This is a genomic window from Chromobacterium alkanivorans (assembly GCF_016937655.1).
Taxonomy (GTDB): domain Bacteria; phylum Pseudomonadota; class Gammaproteobacteria; order Burkholderiales; family Chromobacteriaceae; genus Chromobacterium; species Chromobacterium alkanivorans.
Genome location: NZ_JAFHKL010000009.1, coordinates 166,004 through 184,763, shown reverse-complemented (window position 1 = coordinate 184,763; position 18,760 = coordinate 166,004). Strand labels below are relative to the sequence as shown.

Here is an 18,760-nt window from a genome sequence, read left to right as displayed (position 1 = left end):
CGCTCCGGGTATTGACGCCGCTCAGCTGGTTGGTTAATATACTCCTCTCTCGCAAGAGATATTCCCTGATAGCTCAGTTGGTAGAGCGACGGACTGTTAATCCGCAGGTCGCAGGTTCGAGCCCTGCTCGGGGAGCCAGAATTCAAAGGCCACGCATCGCGTGGCCTTTTTGCGTTTCCGCGCGTCCGTCGCGGCTTCCTTTCCGTTTCGCGCCGCCCGGCGCGCCTGTCCCAATGGCTTGCGCTAAGCAATTTTAACAGTTTGCTTCCCATTCCATATGTCATATAACACAAGCGGGTAACAAGTTGACTGCCTCGTTTGCGCGCTTGAGTGCGGCCGTTTCCGGTTGCGCCGCGCGTCGGCTGGGGGTGGCGTGAGGAGGCCGGGTGGCTGGATCCCTGAAGGGCGAAGGCGGTGCGCTGGATTGCGCCGAACAGGTGCTGTCCGATGTGCTGGAGGCGGTTCCGGTGGGGCTGGCGCTGATCGACGGCCAGATGCGTTATCGATTGCTCAACCAGCTTTTGGCCGAGGCCAACGGCCTGTCGCGTTCCGCCCATCTGGGGCGGGGCGTGGCGGAGACGCTGCCGCAGATCGGCGACTACTTGGAGTCGCTGGTGAGGCGGGTGATGGAGAGCGGCGAGCCGGTGCTCGATGTGTGCGTCAACTCCAAGGTGGGGCCCGGCGACAGGGCGGCGCTCAGGGAGTGGCAGATCAGCTATCTGCCGTACCGCGCGCCGGCGGGCGAGGTGGTGGGGGTGGTGGCCGTGGTCCGGGACGTGGCGGCGGAGCGGCGCGCCGAGCGCCTGCGCGGCGAGGGCGAGGCGCGCTTGCGCATGGTGGTGGATTCCGCCCTGGACGGCTTGGTGATGATAGACCAGGGCGGGCGCATCCTGATGGCGAATCATCGGGCGGAGGCGATGTTCGACTATCTGGGCGTGGGCATGGAGGGGGTGATGATTTCCAGCCTGGTGCCGGAGCGCTTTCGCGACGGCCATGGGCGGCTGATCGAAAATTACATGCGCCGCCCGGAGGCGCGGGAAATGGCGCGCCAGCAGGAGATTTTCGGGGTGAGGCGCGACGGCGGCGAGTTTCCCGCCGAAATCGGCCTGACTCCGGTGTGGGACGGCGGGGAGTTGCAGGTGCTGGCCACCATTACCGACATCAGCGCGCGCAAGGCGGCGCAGGCCAGTCTGGAGCTGGCGCTGAAGGAGAAGACCGCCTTGCTCAACGAGGTGCATCACCGGGTCAAGAACAATCTGCAAGTCATTTCCAGCCTGCTCAATCTGCAAACGCGCTCGGCGCCGCCGGAGGCGGTGGCGGTGCTGACCGAGTGTCAGAATCATGTGCGCGCGATGGCGTTGATCCATCAGCTCTTGTACGAGCACGGCGATTTTTCCCGGATTCACGTGGGGCTCTATCTGGAGCGGCTGACCCAGTTGCTGAGCGGCAGCGTGTCGGAGGGCGGGGTGCGCTTGCGTTGCCGCGGCATGGACGCCGCGGTGTATCTGGGCATGCAGCGGGCGATTCCCTGTGGCCTGTTGGTCAACGAGTTGGTGACCAATGCGCTCAAGCACGCGTTTCCCGGTCGGCGCGGCACGGTGGAGGTGGCGCTGGAGCGGGACGATGGGGGGCGCTGCCGGATTCTGGTGTCGGACGACGGCGTCGGCATCCCCGATTCAGTGAAGCTGGGCGAGGTCAGTTCGCTGGGTTTTCGCCTGGTGCCCACCTTGGTGGGGCAATTGAAGGGGGAGGCCCGCTTGTTGCGGCCCGAGGCGGGCGGGGCTTGCGTGGAGATCGCGTTCAGCGATGAGCCGGAGAGCGCGGAATGAATATGGACAACGGTTTGTTGATCGTCGAGGACGAAGGGGTGGTGGCGCTGGACTTGCAGACCAGCCTCGAATCCCTGGGTTACCGGGTATTGGGCGTCTGCGCCAATGCGGACGACGCGGTGAGGCGGGCGGGGGCGGACAGGCCGGATCTGGTGCTGATGGACATTCATCTGGACGGGGATGTGCCGGGCACCGAGGCGGCGCGCGTGATACGCGAGCGTTTCCAGATTCCGTCCATTTTTCTGACCGCCTACGCCGAGGACGATATGTTGCGCAACGCGGAAGGCAGCGCGCCTTACGGCTATTTGCTGAAGCCTTACCAGTTGCGCGAACTGAACGCCTCGGTGCGCATGGGCTTGGCGCGGCGCAGGGCGGAGGTGGAGGAGCAGCGTCAGCGCCGCCGCTTGCGCATGGCGGTGGAGGCGGCCCGGCTGGGGGTGTGGGAGTGGAGCGGTCAGCGCGGCGGGATGACGTGGGAGCAAGAGTTTCTGGACGCGTTTCCATTCGCCGCCGCCGAGGGCGGTCAGGCTGGCTTGCCGGGCATGGCGGAGGCCGTGGCGGCTGAGCTGGCGCGGGCGTTGGGGTCCGAGAGGGTCTTGCAGCGCACGGTGAAGATTGGCGAGGAGGGCGCGGAGAAGTGGGTTGAGCTCTGCGGGCGCAATTTTGCCGCCGCGGGCGAGCCGGCGCGTTGGGTGGGGGTGGCGCGGGACGTGACCGAGGCGCATTTGAACGAGGCCAGTCTGCGGCAGGCCAGCGTGGTGTTTCAGGCCAGCGCGGAAGGCATTCTGGTGCTGGATCACCAGCGCCGCATCGTGTCGGCGAACGAGTCCTTTTACCGTTTGACGGGTTTGAGCGCCGAAGAGGCGCTGGGAAGCGATCCGGACGATTGCCTGCATGTGGAGCCGCATGGGGAGGGTTTTTACCGTCGGTTGGAGGGTGAGCGGCGTTTCTGGCAGGGCGAGGTGATGTGCCGCCGCCGGAGCGAAACCTTTCCCTGCTGGCAGCATGCCTCGGTGGTGCGCGACGCCGAGGGCAGGGTCGGTCACTATGTGCTGGCCATCTCGGATATTTCGGCGATCCGCGCGGCGGAGGCGCATATTCATTTCCTGGCCTACCACGATCAGCTGACCGGTCTGGGCAATCGCCATTTTCTGCAGGTAGAGCTGGACAAGGAGATTGTCAGGGCCAAGCGCCGCAATGAATGCATCGCGCTGTTGTTCATCGATCTGGACGGTTTCAAGGCGGTGAACGACGGCTGGGGGCACGAAGCCGGCGACTCGCTGCTGGTGGCGATGGCCGAACGTCTGCGTCAGCACGTGCGCGGCGAGGACCTGGTGGTGAGGCTGGGCGGGGACGAGTTCCTGGTGGTGGCGCCGGGCTTGGACCGGGCGGAGTCCTGCGGCGTGATGGTGCGGCGGCTATTGACCGTGCTGGCGCAGCCGGTGGCCTTGGCCGGCGGCGAGTGCGCGGTGTCCGCCAGCATCGGCGTGGCTTTCTTTCCGGAAAACGGCGGGGATCTGGGCGGTTTGCTGCACGCGGCGGACCGGGCGATGTACGAGGCCAAGCGGGCGGGGAAAAACGAGTTCAGGATGGCTGCTGAATAATATTTGAGCCGAAAAGAATAAAAGCCGAAATCTTTCGATTTCGGCTTTTATATTTGGTGGAGATAAGCGGGATCGAACCGCTGACCTCTTGCATGCCATGCAAGCGCTCTCCCAGCTGAGCTATACCCCCGGTATTGCTGGCGTCCCCACGGGGATTCGAACCCCGGTTACCGCCGTGAAAGGGCGATGTCCTAGGCCTCTAGACGATGGGGACTGAATTGTGGTGGAGATAAGCGGGATCGAACCGCTGACCTCTTGCATGCCATGCAAGCGCTCTCCCAGCTGAGCTATACCCCCACGGGTTGCCTTATCCTTCCCGGCTCTTGCGCCCGGTCGGTCTCGACAGGAAGCGAACTATACCTAGGCTTTTCAGGCTGTGCAAGGCTTTTTTCAAAATATTTTCTCCTGGGCGCGGCGGCGGGGGAAAAGAGCCGGAGGAGGGGAGAGGCGGGCTTTTCATGCCGTTGGCTTGAAGGGGGCGGCGCGCGATTTTGCCGCGTCGCGCCGCCGGCGCGCAAAGGCGTGATTTTCTGGGAAAAATCAGTTTTTTCCTATTCCAAGCCATTGGGGTGACGGAGATAGAATATTCATGGAAAAACAGTTCGTGCCCAGTATTAGCGTAAAGAATTAATGCCGGACGGCGTTAAAGCGCGGTTTAAATCGGCGGCTAATGACGAATGGCGTAGACATGAGACGGCGGGGCGACGGTTGGCCGGAGCTTGAACGGCAACAAAGGCCCGGCGAAGCTTAGGAGGCGTGTATGAATAAAAAAGTGCTGATCAACGAGGACTTGCTGGATTCCTGTTCGGACCAGGCTTTGAAGGAGGCGGCGGTTTTTTTGCTGAACACTTTGACTGATCGCGTCCAATTGCGCCAGCAAAAGGGGATAGAGGAAATCGAGCGCTTGGCGATGGCTTACGGCCTGATTCTGCCCAAGCTGTACGCCAAGAACGGCGTGACGCCCAAGTACCAGAACCCGGCGATGCCGCACCAGACCTGGTCCGGCCGCGGACGGCCGCCGGTGTGGCTGGTGGAGGCGGAGGCCAGGGGGGAGGACCGCGAGCGTTTTGTGATCAAGAGTCAGAAGAAGCTGGGGCAGATTTAGAGTGGCTGACATTGTCAGTTTCACGCCTGAGGCGAGGCGCCGACGCGGGCGGTAATTGAGCGCGACAAGTCGGCGCAACGCGGCATCAGGAGTTTGTTAGCCGCACTTAGAACGTGTTTACGATCTCGTGAGCAAGAGCGAGACAAGGCGAAAACCGCTGAGAAAGCGGAATGTACGCGTGGTACATGAGCATTTCGAAGCGGGTTTCAACGCTGTATCGCCGCAGCGCAGCAGATCGTAAACAGGTTCTTAGAGCCGCTAACAAAACCGCACAGCGTACCTGAGCCAAGGCGCGCCGACGCAGGCAGTACAAGTAGTACGACAAGGAGGCGCAACGCAGGATCAGGGGTTTTGTTAGCGGGTCTTAGCGCCGCTCCGGCTTCGGAGCGCGCCGTCAGGGCCCGGCTGTTGCATTGCGCTGTTTCATTCCCTTGCCGGCGCGCGTCGTTCAAGGGTCCAGATGTTCCAGACGCATGCGCGCCCGCGCATCGCGTTCCGCTTGCCGTCGCCTGCTTTGCAAAGTGGTGGCGACAAAGTCCAGATGTTGTTCCACCGCGTGCTGCGCGGCGTCCGGCCGCTGGTCGCGGATGGCTTCCCAGATGGCCTGATGCTGCGCGCGCAGCGCGTCCGCCACCTCTCCCGCCGCGAACAGATCGGCGATATTGTCCTTGACGTGCCGGTGCAGCATGGCCAGCAGGCTGCCGCTCAGGTGGGCGAACAGGACATTGTGCGAGGCCTCCGCCACCGCCTGGTGAAAGCGCACGTCGGCCTGGGCCTGCTGGGCCAGGTCGCCGCTGTCGTAGGCGATCTGCAACTGCCCCACGCAATGTTCCAGCCGCTGCAGATCGGCCGGCGTGGCCCGGCTGGCCGCGCCGCGCGCCGCCGCGCCTTCCAATACCCGCCGAAATTCCAGCAAGTCGCCGTGCAAATCCTGATGTTGGTTCAGCAGCTTTTCCCAGGGGTCGGAAAACGCGGTTTCCAAGCGGTCCGTCACCCAGGTGCCGCCGCCTTGACGGCTGCTGAGCAGGCCGCGCGACGCCAGTTGCTGGATCGCCTCGCGCAGCGAGGGGCGGGACACGCCGAATTCCTCGGCCAGCTGCCGTTCCGGCGGCAGGCGGTCGCCCGGTTTGAGCACGCCGTCCAGGATGCGCTTTTCCAGTTGTTCGACGATGACGTCGGAGAGTTTGGGGATGTTCAGTTTGGGATAGGCCATGGCGCCGGGCTTGTTCGTTGGGCGAAAGTGGTCAGACCAGAGTGAGTGCAGCTTACCACAGGCTAAGCTGGAATCCGCGCCGTCATATTGACGGATTCAAGCAATCACTCTAGAGTGGTTTTAATAAAAATAATTGGTCTTACCAATTTACAAAGGAAACCGGATGAAGCCTGCCAACGTCTATCTGTTCGGCACCTGTCTGCTCGACCTGTTTTTGCCGCAGGCCGGCGTGGACGCCATCGCCTTGCTGGAAGGGCTGGGCTTGCGCGTGCACTTTCCGCAGCAACAGAGCTGCTGCGGCCAGCCGGCCTATACCAGCGGCCATCCGGCGGAAGCGCTGGCGGTGGCGCGGGCGCAGCTGGACTGTTTTGCCGAGGACTGGCCCATCGTGGTGCCATCCGGCTCCTGCGGCGGCATGATCAAGCACCATTGGCCCAGGCTGTTCGCCGGTCAGCCGGACGAGGCGCGCGCCTGCGCGGTGGCCGCGCGGGTGGTGGAGTTCAGCGATTTCCTGCTCAACCATCTGGACTGGCGGCCGCAAGATCAGGGGCCGAAGGTGAAGGTGGCGGTGCACACCTCCTGTTCCGCCCGCCGCGAGATGAATGTGCATCTGTCCTGTTGGGCCTTGCTGGAACGGCTGGCCAACGTCGAGCGGGTGACGCACGATCATGAGTCCGAGTGCTGCGGTTTTGGCGGCACGTTTTCGATCAAGCATCCGGACATCGCCGGGGCGATGGTGACGGACAAGGCCGCCGCGCTGCGGGACAGCGGCGCGGTGGAGTTCATCACCGCCGACGGCGGCTGTCTGCTCAATATCAACGGCAAGCTGGCCAAGGAGGGCAGGGCATTCCAAGGCCGGCACCTGGCCAGTTTTCTGCTGGAGCGCGTGGGAGGCAAGGCATGAGCGCCCGCGACGCCATCCTGGCCAAGCTGCGCGCCGCGCCGCGCGAGGAATTGCCGCGGCCGGAGCTGGACGCGCACTACCGGCGCTTCGCGCCGCCGCAGCACAGCCTGGCCGCCTTGCGCAGCTGGGCGCAGGCGATGCGGGCGGTGAAGACCGAGGTGCTGTGGGTGCGCGCCGACGACTGGCACACCCGGCTGGCGGTGTGGATCGCGCAGCGGCGGCCGGCCTCCCTGCTGCTGTCCGACACCGCCCACGGCCGCCGCGCCGAGGCGGCGCTGCAAGGCTTGCCCACGCCGCCGGCGCTGCGTTTCTTCGACCGCGCCGTCGACGACTGGAAGGCCGAGCTGTTCGAGATCGAGGCCGCGTTCACCGCGGCGCGCTGCGGCATCGCCGCCACCGGCACCCTGGTGTTGTGGCCGGACGCGCGGGAACCGCGAACCATGAGCCTGGTGCCGCCGTTGCACATCGTGCTGTTCGACACCGCCACGCTCTACCCCGACTTCTACAGCGCGATGCGCTGCGAGAACTGGCGGGACGACATGCCCACCAACGCCTTGCTGATTTCCGGCCCGTCCAAGACCGCCGACATCCAGCTGACGCTGGCCTACGGCGCGCATGGGCCGCGCGAACTGCTGGTGCTGGCGCAGCTGCCCGAGCACATCGACCCGGCGCAGCTGGAGCAGGCGGAGGAGGAGCGGCCATGAGCGAGCACAAGATCGAACTCTACCCGTCGCGCCAATTCAAGCAGCAGGCGCGCGCGGCGCTGGCCGACGGCGAGCTGCGCCACAGCCTGCGCGGGGCGATGGACTTCCTGATGGCCAAACGGCTGTCGGCCTTCGACGATCCGGCGGAGCTGGAGGCCTTGCGCGCGCTGGGGGAGGCCATCCGTCAGCGTTGCCTGTCGCGGCTGCCGGATTTGCTGGAGCAACTGGAGGCGCGGCTGAGCGCCAACGGCGTGCAAGTGCATTGGGCCGAGACCGCGGACGAGGCCAACCGCATCATCCACGGCCTGGTGGCGGCGCGCGCCGGCCGGCTGATGGTCAAGGGCAAGTCCATGGTCAGCGAGGAGATCGAACTCAACCACTATCTGGAAGCGCGCGGCGTCACCGCGGTGGAAAGCGATATGGGCGAGTACATCGTGCAGCTGGCCGGGGAGAAGCCCACCCACATCATCATGCCGGCGATCCACAAGACCAAGGCCGACATCGCGCGGCTGTTCCACGACAAGCTGCCGGACACGCCCTACACCGAGGACGTGGACGAGTTGATCCAGATCGGCCGAGGCGCGCTGCGCCGACATTATCTGGACGCCGACGTCGGCCTGTCCGGCGTCAACTTCGCGGTGGCGGAAACCGGCACGCTGTGCCTGGTGGAGAACGAGGGCAACGGCCGCATGTGCACCACGGTGCCGGACCTGCACATCGCGATCACCGGCATCGAGAAAGTGGTGGAGAAGCTGGCCGACGTGCCGCCCCTGTACAGCCTGCTGACCCGTTCCGCCATCGGCCAGCCCATCACCACTTATTTCAATATGATCAGCGGCCCGCGCCGCGCCGGCGAAAAAGACGGCCCGCGCGAAGTGCACCTGGTGCTGCTGGACAACGGCCGCAGCCAGGCTTACGCCGACGCGCAATTGCGCAAGACCCTGCAATGCATACGCTGCGGCGCCTGCATGAACCATTGCCCGGTCTACGCCCGCATCGGCGGCCACGCTTACGGCACCACCTATCCGGGGCCGATAGGCGAGATCATCTCGCCGCACCTGCTGGGCCTGGAAAACACCCGCGACCTGCCCACCGCCTCCAGCCTGTGCGGCGCCTGCGGCGAAGTCTGCCCGGTGAAGATCCCGATTCCCGAGATGCTGATGCGGCTGCGCGAGGAAAGCCAGCGCCCGGCCGGCGAGGCGGTCAGCCATCCCTTGCGCGGCCAGGGCGCGGCGGCGAGCGCGGCGGAGCGGCTGGCCTGGAAGGGCTGGCGCCAGGTCCACGCCTCGCCGCGGCTGTACCGCTGGTTCGGCTGGGGCGCCACCCGGTTGCGCAAGCTCGCGCTTGGCGGCCAATTGGGTTGGACCCAGAACCACGCGCCGCTGACGCCGGCGCCCAAGACCCTGCACGAACTGGTGCGCGAGCGCGAAGCGCGCCGCGACGGCGGGGAGCCGGCATGAGCATGAGTCCGGCGCATCAGGCTTTTCATCGGGATTTGCTGGCTGCGATGCCGGCGGCGCGCATTTACACCGACCCGCTGTCCACGCTGGCCTACGGCACCGACGCCAGTTTCTACCGGCTACGGCCGCAAATCGTCGCCCGCGTAGACAGCGAGGCGGAAGTGGCCGCCATCCTGGCGCTGGCGCGCCGCCACCAGGTGGCGCTCACCTTCCGCGCAGCCGGCACCAGCTTGTCCGGCCAGGCGGTCAGCGATTCGGTGCTGGTCCTGCTGGGCGACGGCTTCAATCACGGCCAGGCGCTGGACGACGGCGCGCGCGTCCGGCTGGGGCCGGCGATGATAGGCAGCCACGCCAACGCCTTGCTGGCGCCTTACGGCCGCAAGATAGGCCCGGATCCGGCGTCGATCAACAGCGCCAAGATCGGCGGCATCGCCGCCAACAACTCCAGCGGCATGTGCTGTGGCACCCGCGACAACAGCTATCACACCTTGGCGGCGATGCGCCTGTTGTTGCTGGACGGCGCCGTGCTGGACACCGGCGACGCCGCCAGCGTGGCGGCCTTTCGCCAGTCCCACGCCGCGCTGTTGGCCGGCTTGTCCGGCCTGGCCGCCGAGCTGCGCGCCGACGCGGCGCTGGCCGAGCGCGTGCGCCGCAAATACCGGCTGAAGAACACCACCGGCTACGGCATCAACGCCTTGCTGGATTTCGACGACCCGGTGGACATGCTCAGCCATTTGCTGATCGGCTCCGAGGGCACGCTGGGCTTTATCAGCGAAATCACCTTTCACAGCGTGGTCGAGCATCCGCACAAGGCGTCGGCGCTGTTGTTGTTCGACGCGCTGGAGCCCTGTTGCCGCGCGGTGTCGGCGCTGAGCGCGGCCGCGGACGCCCACGGCGTGGCGGCGGTGGAGTTGATAGACAGCCGCAGCCTGCGCGCCTTGCACGGCAAGCCGGGGCTGCCGGACTTCCTGGCGCGGCCGTTCGGCCCGGACGAGGCCTGCTTGCTGATCGAGGCGCGCGCCGGCTCGGAGGCGGAACTGGTGCATCACTGCGCGGCCATCGATAGCCTGCTGGCCGGCTTCGCGCCGCGCTTGTCCAGCGGCTTCAGCCGCGAGGCCGCGGTGTGCGACAGCTACTGGGCCTTGCGCAAGGGCTTGTTCCCGGCGGTGGGCGCGGTGCGGCCGCTGGGCAGCACCGTGGTGATCGAGGACGTGGCTTTTCCGATTCCGCTGCTGGCCGACGGCGTGGCCAGGCTGACCGCCTTGTTCGACCGCCACGGCTACCACGAGGCGCTGTTGTTCGGCCACGCCTTGGACGGCAATCTGCATTTCGTGTTCGCGCCCAGCTTCGACAACGAGCGCGAGGTGGCGCGCTACGACGCCTTCATGCAGGACGTCAGCGCGCTGGTGGCCGGCGAATACGACGGCTCGCTGAAAGCCGAGCACGGCACCGGCCGCAATGTCGCGCCCTTTGTGCGGCAGGAGTGGGGCGACGCCGCCTGGAATCTGATGCGCCGCATCAAGGCCTTGTTCGATCCGGACGGCCTGCTCAATCCCGGTGTGATCATCACCGACAACGAGCGGCTGCATCTGGAAAACCTCAAGCCCTTGCCGGCGGCCGATCCCCTCGTCGACCGCTGCATCGAATGCGGCTTCTGCGAGGCGGCCTGCCCGTCGCACGGGCTGACTCTGAGCCCGCGCCAGCGCATTGTCGCCTGGCGCCGCATCCGGCAACTGAGCCGCGACGGCGGCGCAGAGGAAGAGCTGGCCGCGCTGCGCGCCGATTTCCGCTACCGCGCCATCGACACCTGCGCCGCCACCGGCATGTGCGCGACGCGCTGCCCGGTGGGCATCAATACCGGCGAGCTGATGAAGCGGCTGCAAGGCCCGTCGCCAAGGCCGCGCGCCGCGCGCTTCGCCGCCCGCCACATCGGCGCCGCCGCGGCAGCCGTCCGCGCCGGCCTGGCGCTGGCGCACTTGTTCGGTCCGGAGCGGCTGCACCGCATCAGCCTGCGGCTGCGTCGCCGCCGCAAGGTGATTCCCTTGCTGCCCGTGCAGCTGCCGCGGCCGGCCGGCCGTCTGCCCGCCGCCGGCGGCGACGGCGAGCCGGTGGTGCTCTTCCTCAGCTGCGTCAACCGCGCGCTGGCCGCGGACGCCGACGGCGGCAACGCCGCCGCGTCCGCCTTGGCGCTGCTGCGCCGCGCCGGCTTCAGCCCCCGCTATCCGCCCGGCCAGAACGGACTGTGCTGCGGCCAGCCCTTCGCCTCGGCCAACGCCGCGGAAGCGCTGGACATCAGCCAGAACGCGCTGAACCGGGCCTTGCTGGCCGCCAGCGACGACGGCCGCCATCCGGTGTATCTGGACAACGGTCCGTGCGCGGCGCGCATCCTGTCCGCCCAGCGCCAAGGCCGGCTGGACGCGCGGCTGCGCCTGTTCGACGCGGCGCGTTTCCTGGACGCCTTTGTCGCGCCGCGGCTGACGGTGACGCGCAAGCTGGAGCAACTGGCGCTGCACATTCCCTGCAGCGCCGCCGAGATGGGCGCGGCGGACGCGCTCAAGCGGCTGGCCGGAAGCTGCGCCGAGCGGCTGACGACGCCGGATATCGCCTGCTGCGGTTTCGCCGGCGACAAGGGCTTCACCGTGCCGGAACTGAACGCGCACAGCTTGCGGCGGCTGCCGCCGGCCTTGCCCCCCGGCTGCCGCCACGGCGTGTCGATGAGCCGCACCTGCCAGATCGGTCTGAGCGAACACGCCGGTTTCGAGTACCGCAGCATCGAGGCGCTGCTGGATTTTTGCACCACCCCTGGAGCGTGTTTACGATCTAGCGAGCTAAGGCGAGACGAGGCGAAAACGGCTGAGAAAGCGGAATGTACAGATGGTACATGAGCATTTCGAAGACGTTTTCAACGCGGTATCGCCGACGCGTAGCAGATCGTAAACAGGTTCTAAAAGCGGCCCGCTATGAAGGCCGCATTGATGGCGCCGCCGTCCGGGAGGGCGGCCGGCGCCGAGTTGAAACGCCCGTAAACATCCTTCCCTGCGCGTATTTCGTCCACACGGCCGCGGCTGCTCCGCCGCCGCGCGGATGTCCGTGCGCGCAAGAAGAAGGAGAGACTACAGAGGAGACATCATGATCTGGACCCAAAACTACTTTCCGTCCGGCGGCATGGCGCTGTCGGCGCTGATGGCGGCGCTGCCGATTATTTTCTTTTTCCTGGCGCTGGCGGTGTTCCGGCTCAAGGGCCACGTCGCCGGCAGCCTGACCGTGCTGCTGGCCTTGCTGGTGGCCACGCTGTTCTACGGCATGCCTGTGGACATGGCGCTGGCGGCCGCCGGCTTCGGCTTCGCCTACGGCCTGTGGCCCATCGCCTGGATCATCGTCGCCGCGGTGTTTCTGTACAAGATCACCGTCAAGACCGGGCAGTTCGACATCATCCGCGCCTCGGTGCTGTCGGTGACCGAGGATCAACGCCTGCAGATGCTGCTGGTCGGCTTCTCCTTCGGCGCTTTTCTGGAGGGCGCCGCCGGCTTCGGCGCGCCGGTGGCCATCACCGCCGCGCTGCTGGTGGGCCTGGGCTTCAATCCGCTGTACGCGGCCGGCCTGTGCCTGATCGCCAATACCGCGCCGGTGGCATTCGGCGCGATGGGCATCCCCATCATCGTCGCCGGCCAGGTCACCGGGCTGGATCCCTTCGCCATCGGCGCCAAGGCCGGTCACCAATTGCCCTTTCTGTCGGTCTTGGTGCCGTTCTGGCTGGTGATGATGATGGACGGTCTCAAAGGCGTGCGCCAGACCTGGCCGGCGGTGCTGGTGGCCGGCGGCTCCTTCGCCGTCACCCAGTATTTCACCTCCAATTACATTGGGCCGGAGCTGCCGGACATCACCTCGGCGCTGGTCAGCCTGGTGTGCCTGACCCTGTTCCTGAAAGTGTGGCAGCCGCGCGAGATCTTCACCTTCGCCGGCCGCCGCGCGCCCAGCCCGCGCCAGGCCTCCGGCTTCGGCCTGGGCCGGATCGCCCGCGCCTGGGGGCCGTTCCTGATCCTGACCGCGCTGGTGACGCTGTGGAGCCTGAAGCCGTTCAAGGCCTTGTTCGCCAAGGGCGGCGCGCTGGAGCACTGGGTGCTGAAGTTCCACGTGCCGCATCTGGACAGCCTGGTGATCAAGACCGCGCCCATCGTGGTCGCGGACAAGCCTTACGAGGCCTTGTACAAGCTGGACCTGCTGTCGGCGGTGGGCACCGCCATTTTCGTCGCGGCCTTGCTGTCCATCCTGCTGCTGCGCTTCCGGCCGGCGCAGGCCGTCGCCGCCTTCGGCGAAACCCTGGCGGAGTTGAAGCGGCCCATCCTGTCCATCGGCATGGTGCTGGCCTTCGCCTTCGTCGCCAATTATTCCGGCATGTCCAGCACGCTGGCGCTGTGCCTGGCCAATACCGGCAAGGCCTTTCCCTTCTTCTCGCCCTTCCTGGGCTGGCTGGGAGTGTTCCTTACCGGCTCCGACACCTCGTCCAACGCCTTGTTCTCGGCGCTGCAGGCGTCCACCGCGCATCAGCTGGGCGTGTCGGACATCCTGCTGGTGGCGGCCAACACCACCGGCGGCGTCACCGGCAAGATGATTTCGCCGCAATCCATCGCCGTGGCCTGCGCGGCGGTGGGGCTGGTGGGCAAGGAGGCGGATCTGTTCCGCTTCACCCTCAAGCACAGCCTGATTTTCTGCAGCCTGGTGGGGGCGATGACCTACGCGATGGCGTATTTCTGAGCCGCTGTTTCGCGATCCGCTGCGCTCCGCGAGACGCGGCGCGGCGAGCGCCACGGCGAAATGCTCATGCACGGCATGAGCATTTCGCTTTTTCCGCCGCAAGGCCTTGTCTTGCTCTGGCTGGCGAGGCAGGGGGGACTTGCTCAAGGCCCGGCGGCGGGAATGCGCCGGGCCGGGCTCACAGGATTTCCTGGTTTTCGCAGAAGAAGCTGATCGAGTCGAAATTGACCTGGGTGACGTGGTTGGTGACCGGCACCATATTGATCAGGTGGCGGGTGCCGATGTCGAAGATGTGGTATTCGCTGGCCAGGCTGCCGTATTCGGACGGGGACTTGGTTTTTTTGACGATGGTGACCGCGTTGGCCTCGCCGTTCCAGCCGTAGCTGGTGTTGAACTGCAGCAGGCGGTTGATGTAGTCGCCGGAGGGCGAGTGCAGGAAGAAGTGGATGGTCTCGTTCTTCATGTCCAGATCGATGAAGCCGCTGGTGATCGCCGTTTCCCCGCTGTTGCGCGGGAATTTCAGTTCGGAGATGCGGGCGGTGCAAATGGTTCGGCTGTCCATGATGTAGTTGTGGCCGGCATAGCCCAGATAGAGCGCGATCAGGAACAGTCCGAGAGCGATCAGAAAACGATTTTGTTTTTGCAATTGAGATCGCTCCCGTATTTCTTGTCGCACAGATAGCTCGCCGTGCACTTGCCGCTCTTGATGTAGAAGGCGTCGCCGCCGCTTTCCGGCAGCTTGGGCGCGTCGCGATAGACATTGCCCACCACGAACAGGCTGCGCGCGCCGTCGCGCATTTTATGAATGTTCATCTGCGGAATCCACCAGGAGGCGTGCCAGCCCAGCAGCAGGCCGGCGGCGGTGATCGCCAGCGCGGCCAGCGCCTGGCGGCGATCGATGCGGGCCGGCAGTCGCCAGCGCGCCTTGCGTCGCTTGGGCGCGCTGACGCCTCCGGCTTCGGACGGCACGGCCTGCGGCGGGGCAGGCGGGTCGTCGGCGTCCGCCTGCGGCTCCAGCGGGATGAAGGCGCCGACGAATTGGCAGCCGCGCCTTGGAATGGTCTTGATGATCTTGGGATCCAGCCCGCTTTTCTCAAGCTGCGCGCGCAGATCGAACACCAGCTTGTGATAGCTGGAGTCGGTGACTATGGTTTTCCCCCATACGTTTTCAATCAACTCGTTTTTTTCGAACAGTCCGGAGAGCAAGAGCTTGAGCAGCAGCGCTTCATTGTATTTCAGGATGATCTTGTCTTGATCCCCGGGCAGCAGGCTGCCTTCGTCAGGGTCGAAGACGACTTTGTCTTCAATATGGAATCTCATTTTTATAATCTTTCTGTCCACGCTGCGGCCGGTATTGGACTGCCGTCAGGCATTTGATATTACGGCCAATGCGGGGTCGGCGATATTTTAAATTACCCCATAGGTAATTTGCTCTAAATCGATTATAGGCGGCAGCACCCAACTGCCAAGCTGGCCTTGCCAAGTGGTGTCGCGGGGGAGCCGAAAGGTAAGCGGAAATGACAAGAGCGCCGGGGGCGCTCTTGATTTGACGTCAAATATTTTCCAACAGAATCCGCTTCTTTTCAAGAGGATGGCCGCGCTCGCCGTGCGGAGCGCTTGCGCGCGCGGGTGGTGAAATCAGCTGGAACTCAGGCCTGTAGGGCATTGCCGCCGGGATGGCGGCGCCGGGGAGTTCGGCGTATTAGGCGTGGCCTGTTCGCAACGAAAACCATGAATTCGGCGCAAGGCCGGAGGAGGGCGCGATGACTACGGAATTGTAGCGTCGCGATTACAGCGCGCCGGCGTCGAAGCGGGATGGAACAAGGCCGTCGCGGCGAATCCGGGACGAGCCGGGTTTGAAAATAGGGGCAGGGGAGCCGCCAATAAGATCCGACGGCGTTTTCCATTGAAGAGCCGGATGGAATCGGCTGCTCCGGCAAATGGCCGGGCGGGCTTGCCAAGGCCCGCGCGCCTTTTTCTTAGAACCTGTTTACGATCTGCTACGCGTCGGCGATACGGCGTTGAAACTGTCCTCGAAATGCTCATGTACCACTTGTACATTCCGCTTTCTCAGCCGTTTTCGCCTTGTCTCGCTCTTGCTCGCGAGATCGTAAACACGTTTTTAATGCGTGGATTTAAGCTGTTTGATTTCTTGCTGCGCTTGCAACAGCTCTTGTTCTATCGCGTTAATTCTTTTATCTCTGCTGTTAAGTTCGTTTAACAGTTGCTCGCTCAGCAATTGGGCCTGATCCAGGCACAGGATCAGGGCGGAGAGTTTGGCGCTGTTGGCGAGTTGCTCCATTAGCGGAGCGCTGGCGTTGGCGTGGTCTTTGTTTTTATATTGCATGCTGAATGATGTGGTGTCGTTATTCAATACATTTAGGCTGGCGAAAGCGGATTTCGCGCCCACGGAACAGAGCGCAGATCATAGCATGCAGTTTGGATTAGCGGGGGCGCAAGCCTTGAGAATTAAGCTTTTTGCCAGGGGTGGTAAGGAATGATAATGATTGCTGCGGCCGCTGTCGGGCCTGTGCGGGGCGTTGTCGGACGCCGGGCGGCGGTAAAAACGATAATCATTTCTAATGGCTGATAATAAATTGTACTGATTGAGATAAAGACATTTAGTATCAACGAGGTTAAGCTGGTCGCTGATGTTTTTGGGGAGGCAAGCGACCGTGTTATTGGCGGGAAATGAAAAAGTATTGGAAGGATTGGCCCGGGAGCGGGAGATGATTTGGCGGCAGGATTTGGAGGGTTTGACGGTTTATATCGAAAACCTGATTAGAAAAACCTCAGCCATGGGCGCGGTAGTGCCCGGTTTATATCGCGCGCTGAGAATATGCAGCGTCGCTTTGAAAGGCGGCGGCGTGGGCGGCAAAGTGTATCTGACCCGCAAGGAACGTCTGGATATTTATTGGGCAGTGAAGTCGGAATCGTTTTCCATTTGATTTTTGGTCAGTAGTGGCGTGTATTTTTGGATTGGGAAATCAATAGTGTCGCTGATCGGCTTTGTTTGTTATCGGGTATTTAGCATTGCTCTGTTCTGGTGCGGAATGAAGGCGCTGGGCATAGGCGTTTTGATGCTGCTCTTGCATATCGGCAAGGAGAAGGCGTTGAATGCGCCGTTGCGGCGCGAGTGAGCGCCTGCGCCTGGTTTGTGGCAGCAAAGTCAGGCGCGGGTTTCTCCTCGCCTTGCCGGAGCGGGTGGAAATAGGAATTATTGGATGGAAATGGAAAAGGGCCGCGTTGCGATAACGCGGCCCTTTTGGTTTAGACCCGCTAACAACACTCCTGATCCTGAGTTGCGTCTCCTTGTCGTGCCACTGCGGCTCAGAACACGCGCTGGCCGGCGCTCCATACCTGGCGCACCAGCGGGATGCCGTCCCGTTCGCGCGCCTGGATCAGGTCGGCGCGTTGGCCGACGGCGACGGCGCCGCGGTCCGCCAGCCCCACCGCCCGCGCCGGGTTGAGCGTGACGGTGGCGACGGCGCGGCTCAGATCCCAGCCCGGCTGGCGGCCCAGCAGGTAGGCGGCGTGCAGCAGGCTGGCCGGCACGTAATCGGAGGACAGGATGTCCAGCAGGCCGTGGCCGGCCAGTTCCAAGGCGGCGACGTTGCCGGAGTGGGAGCCGCCGCGGACGATGTTGGGCGCGCCCATCACCGTCATCAGCCCCTGTTCGCGCGCGGCGCGCGCGGCGGTCAAGGTGGTGGGGAATTCCGACATGGCCACGCCGTCGCGCACCGCCTCGTCGATATGGCTAAGCTCGGTGTCGTCGTGGCTGGCCAGCGCGACGCCGCGCGCCCTCGCCAGCTCCACCACCGCCTGGCGGTGGCGGCCGGCGTATTGCCGCTGCTTGAGCTTGCGCTGTTCCACCGCGGCGAGGAAGGTGTCGTCGTTCCAGCTGACGTTCTTCTTGGCGTAGTACTTTTTGTACTGCGCCAGGTCGCGGTATTGGCGCTGGCCGGGCGTGTGGTCCATCAGCGACACCAGGCGCACCGCCGGGTGGCCGATCAAGGGCGACAGCGCGTCCAGCAGCGTCGGATAGGCCAGCTCGCAGCGCAGGTGGAACAGATGCTCGGCGCGGAACACGCGCCGGCGCATGCCGGCGTCTATCGCCTCGAAGGCGCTTTGCAGGGTGTCCAGCCGCACGCTGTCGCCTTCCAGATCGCCCACCGACAGCGCGTCCAGCACCGTGGTGATGCCGGCGGCCACGCATTGCGCGTCGTGGGTGACCACGGCCGGCAGCGTAGGCCACAGCACGCCGTTGCGCGGCATCAGGTGTTTTTCCAGGTTGTCGGTGTGCACTTCCACCAGGCCGGGTAGCAGGTCGTCGCCGTCCAGGTCTTCGCTCAGCGGCGGCGGCGCGCTCAGCGGCCGCGGGTGGACGGCGGCGATGACGCCGTTGTCGATTTCCAGCGCGCCGCGTTCGACGACGCAGTCGGCCAGGATCAGCCTGGCGTTGTTCAAGATCCGTTTCATGCTCGGTGTTCCGGTTGGTTTGCCAGCGGCACTTCAAACACGCGGTCGGCGACGGCGTCGCGGGCGGTCTCGTCGTGGAAGATGCCCACCAGCGCCGCGCCGCGCGCCAGCGCTTCGCGCATCAGTTCAATTACCACCGCGCGGTTGGCGGCGTCCAGCGAGGCGGTGGGTTCGTCCAGCAACAGGACGGGCCGCGGCGCGATCATGCCGCGCGCGATGTTGACCCGCTGCTGCTCTCCGCCGGAGAAGGTGGCCGGCGGCAGCCGCCACAGCCGCTCCGGGATGTTCAGCCGCGCGAGCAGGGCGCCGGCCTCGCGCCGCGCCGCGTCGGCCTCCACGCCCCATTCGCGCAGCGGCTCGGCGACGATGTCCAGCGCCGGCACCCGCGGGATGGCGCGCAGGAACTGGCTGACGTAGCCCAGGGTGTGGCGGCGGGCGTCGGCGATCTCGTGCGGCAGCGCGGCGGCCATGTCCAGCCAGCCGCCGCGGTGGCGGAGGCGGATGCTGCCGCGCTGGACCAGATAGTTGCCGTACAAGGCCTTGAGCAAGGTGCTTTTGCCGGCGCCGGAAGGGCCGGCCAGCGCCACGCATTCGCCGGCGGCCGCTTGCAGCGAAACGTCGTCGAGCACCGGCAGCGTCAGGCCGCCTTGCTGGTGCAGGGTGAAAGTTTTACTCAATCGGCTAGCGTCTATCAACAAGTTCATCGC

16 protein-coding genes and 4 tRNA genes are annotated in these 18,760 nt (G+C 65.0%); 11 read left to right on the top strand and 9 right to left on the bottom strand.

Annotated features, from left to right (window positions below; all coding sequences use genetic code 11):
- Positions 1 to 62 precede the first annotated feature (62 nt).
- The 3 genes from JW897_RS16915 (at position 63) to JW897_RS16905 (ending at position 3,433) form a co-directional block, all read left to right on the top strand.
- Positions 63 to 138: transfer RNA gene (locus tag JW897_RS16915), tRNA-Asn, on the top strand.
- Between the two features lie 248 nt (positions 139 to 386).
- Entirely contained in the window at positions 387 to 1,829 is a 1,443-nt protein-coding gene (locus JW897_RS16910) for a PAS domain S-box protein (RefSeq protein WP_205467006.1), read from the top strand.
- Positions 1,826 to 3,433, top strand: coding sequence for a diguanylate cyclase domain-containing protein (locus JW897_RS16905; protein ID WP_205467005.1), 1,608 nt, complete (start codon positions 1,826 to 1,828; stop codon positions 3,431 to 3,433). The genes JW897_RS16910 and JW897_RS16905 overlap by 4 nt, the downstream gene beginning before the upstream one ends.
- 54 nt (positions 3,434 to 3,487) lie before the next feature.
- Here the strand turns inward: JW897_RS16905 and JW897_RS16900 are convergent.
- The 3 genes from JW897_RS16900 to JW897_RS16890 all read right to left on the bottom strand — a co-directional run bounded on the left by JW897_RS16900 (position 3,488) and on the right by JW897_RS16890 (position 3,730).
- Positions 3,488 to 3,563 (bottom strand) — tRNA-Ala (locus JW897_RS16900).
- A gap of 8 nt (positions 3,564 to 3,571) precedes the next feature.
- A tRNA-Glu gene (locus JW897_RS16895) sits at positions 3,572 to 3,647 on the bottom strand.
- A 7-nt stretch (positions 3,648 to 3,654) separates the two neighbouring features.
- Positions 3,655 to 3,730: transfer RNA gene (locus tag JW897_RS16890), tRNA-Ala, on the bottom strand.
- 463 nt (positions 3,731 to 4,193) lie between these two features.
- On the opposite strand from JW897_RS16890, the gene JW897_RS16885 reads away from it, so the two are divergent.
- Positions 4,194 to 4,538, top strand: a complete 345-nt coding sequence (locus tag JW897_RS16885) for an H-NS histone family protein (protein ID WP_053077513.1) — start codon at positions 4,194 to 4,196, stop codon at positions 4,536 to 4,538.
- A gap of 448 nt (positions 4,539 to 4,986) precedes the next feature.
- Here JW897_RS16885 and JW897_RS16880 read toward each other — a convergent pair whose 3' ends face one another.
- Positions 4,987 to 5,751 carry an FCD domain-containing protein gene (locus JW897_RS16880; RefSeq protein WP_048415802.1) on the bottom strand — a complete coding sequence of 255 codons (765 nt, stop codon included), beginning with the start codon at positions 5,749 to 5,751 and terminating at the stop codon, positions 4,987 to 4,989.
- Positions 5,752 to 5,914: 163 nt separating this feature from the next.
- On the opposite strand from JW897_RS16880, the gene JW897_RS16875 reads away from it, so the two are divergent.
- The 5 genes from JW897_RS16875 (at position 5,915) to JW897_RS16855 (ending at position 13,574) form a co-directional block, all read left to right on the top strand.
- Positions 5,915 to 6,655 (top strand): (Fe-S)-binding protein, encoded by a 741-nt coding sequence (locus JW897_RS16875; RefSeq protein ID WP_205467004.1) that lies wholly within the window; start codon positions 5,915 to 5,917, stop codon positions 6,653 to 6,655.
- A complete protein-coding gene (locus JW897_RS16870; RefSeq protein ID WP_205467003.1) occupies positions 6,652 to 7,359 on the top strand; it encodes a LutC/YkgG family protein in 708 nt (235 codons plus the stop codon). Before JW897_RS16875 ends, JW897_RS16870 begins: the two co-directional genes overlap by 4 nt.
- Complete coding sequence (locus tag JW897_RS16865) at positions 7,356 to 8,819, top strand: LutB/LldF family L-lactate oxidation iron-sulfur protein (RefSeq protein WP_205467002.1); 1,464 nt, start codon at positions 7,356 to 7,358, stop codon at positions 8,817 to 8,819. The genes JW897_RS16870 and JW897_RS16865 overlap by 4 nt, the downstream gene beginning before the upstream one ends.
- Entirely contained in the window at positions 8,816 to 11,704 is a 2,889-nt protein-coding gene (locus JW897_RS16860) for an FAD-binding and (Fe-S)-binding domain-containing protein (RefSeq protein WP_240352253.1), read from the top strand. The genes JW897_RS16865 and JW897_RS16860 overlap by 4 nt, the downstream gene beginning before the upstream one ends.
- A gap of 241 nt (positions 11,705 to 11,945) precedes the next feature.
- Positions 11,946 to 13,574 carry a lactate permease LctP family transporter gene (locus JW897_RS16855; RefSeq protein ID WP_205467048.1) on the top strand — a complete coding sequence of 543 codons (1,629 nt, stop codon included), beginning with the start codon at positions 11,946 to 11,948 and terminating at the stop codon, positions 13,572 to 13,574.
- A 178-nt stretch (positions 13,575 to 13,752) separates the two neighbouring features.
- Here the strand turns inward: JW897_RS16855 and JW897_RS16850 are convergent, their stop codons facing one another.
- The 3 genes from JW897_RS16850 to JW897_RS16840 form a co-directional block, all read right to left on the bottom strand.
- The gene (locus JW897_RS16850) at positions 13,753 to 14,220 is read right to left on the bottom strand and encodes a hypothetical protein (protein ID WP_048413244.1); all 468 of its coding nucleotides are present in this window, start codon (positions 14,218 to 14,220) and stop codon (positions 13,753 to 13,755) included.
- Positions 14,196 to 14,894, bottom strand: coding sequence for a winged helix-turn-helix domain-containing protein (locus JW897_RS16845; RefSeq protein ID WP_205467001.1), 699 nt, complete (start codon positions 14,892 to 14,894; stop codon positions 14,196 to 14,198). The genes JW897_RS16850 and JW897_RS16845 overlap by 25 nt, the downstream gene beginning before the upstream one ends.
- 802 nt (positions 14,895 to 15,696) lie before the next feature.
- Positions 15,697 to 15,921 (bottom strand): hypothetical protein, encoded by a 225-nt coding sequence (locus JW897_RS16840; RefSeq protein ID WP_205467000.1) that lies wholly within the window; start codon positions 15,919 to 15,921, stop codon positions 15,697 to 15,699.
- A gap of 328 nt (positions 15,922 to 16,249) precedes the next feature.
- On the opposite strand from JW897_RS16840, the gene JW897_RS16835 reads away from it, so the two are divergent.
- Entirely contained in the window at positions 16,250 to 16,522 is a 273-nt protein-coding gene (locus tag JW897_RS16835; RefSeq protein WP_156187784.1) for a hypothetical protein, read from the top strand.
- A 45-nt stretch (positions 16,523 to 16,567) separates the two neighbouring features.
- The gene (locus tag JW897_RS16830; protein ID WP_156038819.1) at positions 16,568 to 16,714 is read left to right on the top strand and encodes a hypothetical protein; all 147 of its coding nucleotides are present in this window, start codon (positions 16,568 to 16,570) and stop codon (positions 16,712 to 16,714) included.
- Between the two features lie 190 nt (positions 16,715 to 16,904).
- On the opposite strand, the gene JW897_RS16825 is transcribed toward JW897_RS16830, so the two are convergent.
- Positions 16,905 to 18,053: an alpha-D-ribose 1-methylphosphonate 5-triphosphate diphosphatase gene (locus tag JW897_RS16825; protein WP_205466999.1), complete on the bottom strand. Its 1,149-nt coding sequence runs from the start codon at positions 18,051 to 18,053 to the stop codon at positions 16,905 to 16,907.
- The gene (gene phnL / locus JW897_RS16820) at positions 18,050 to 18,757 is read right to left on the bottom strand and encodes a phosphonate C-P lyase system protein PhnL (RefSeq protein ID WP_275899873.1); all 708 of its coding nucleotides are present in this window, start codon (positions 18,755 to 18,757) and stop codon (positions 18,050 to 18,052) included. The genes JW897_RS16825 and phnL overlap by 4 nt, the downstream gene beginning before the upstream one ends.
- Between the last annotated feature and the right edge of the window lie 3 nt (positions 18,758 to 18,760).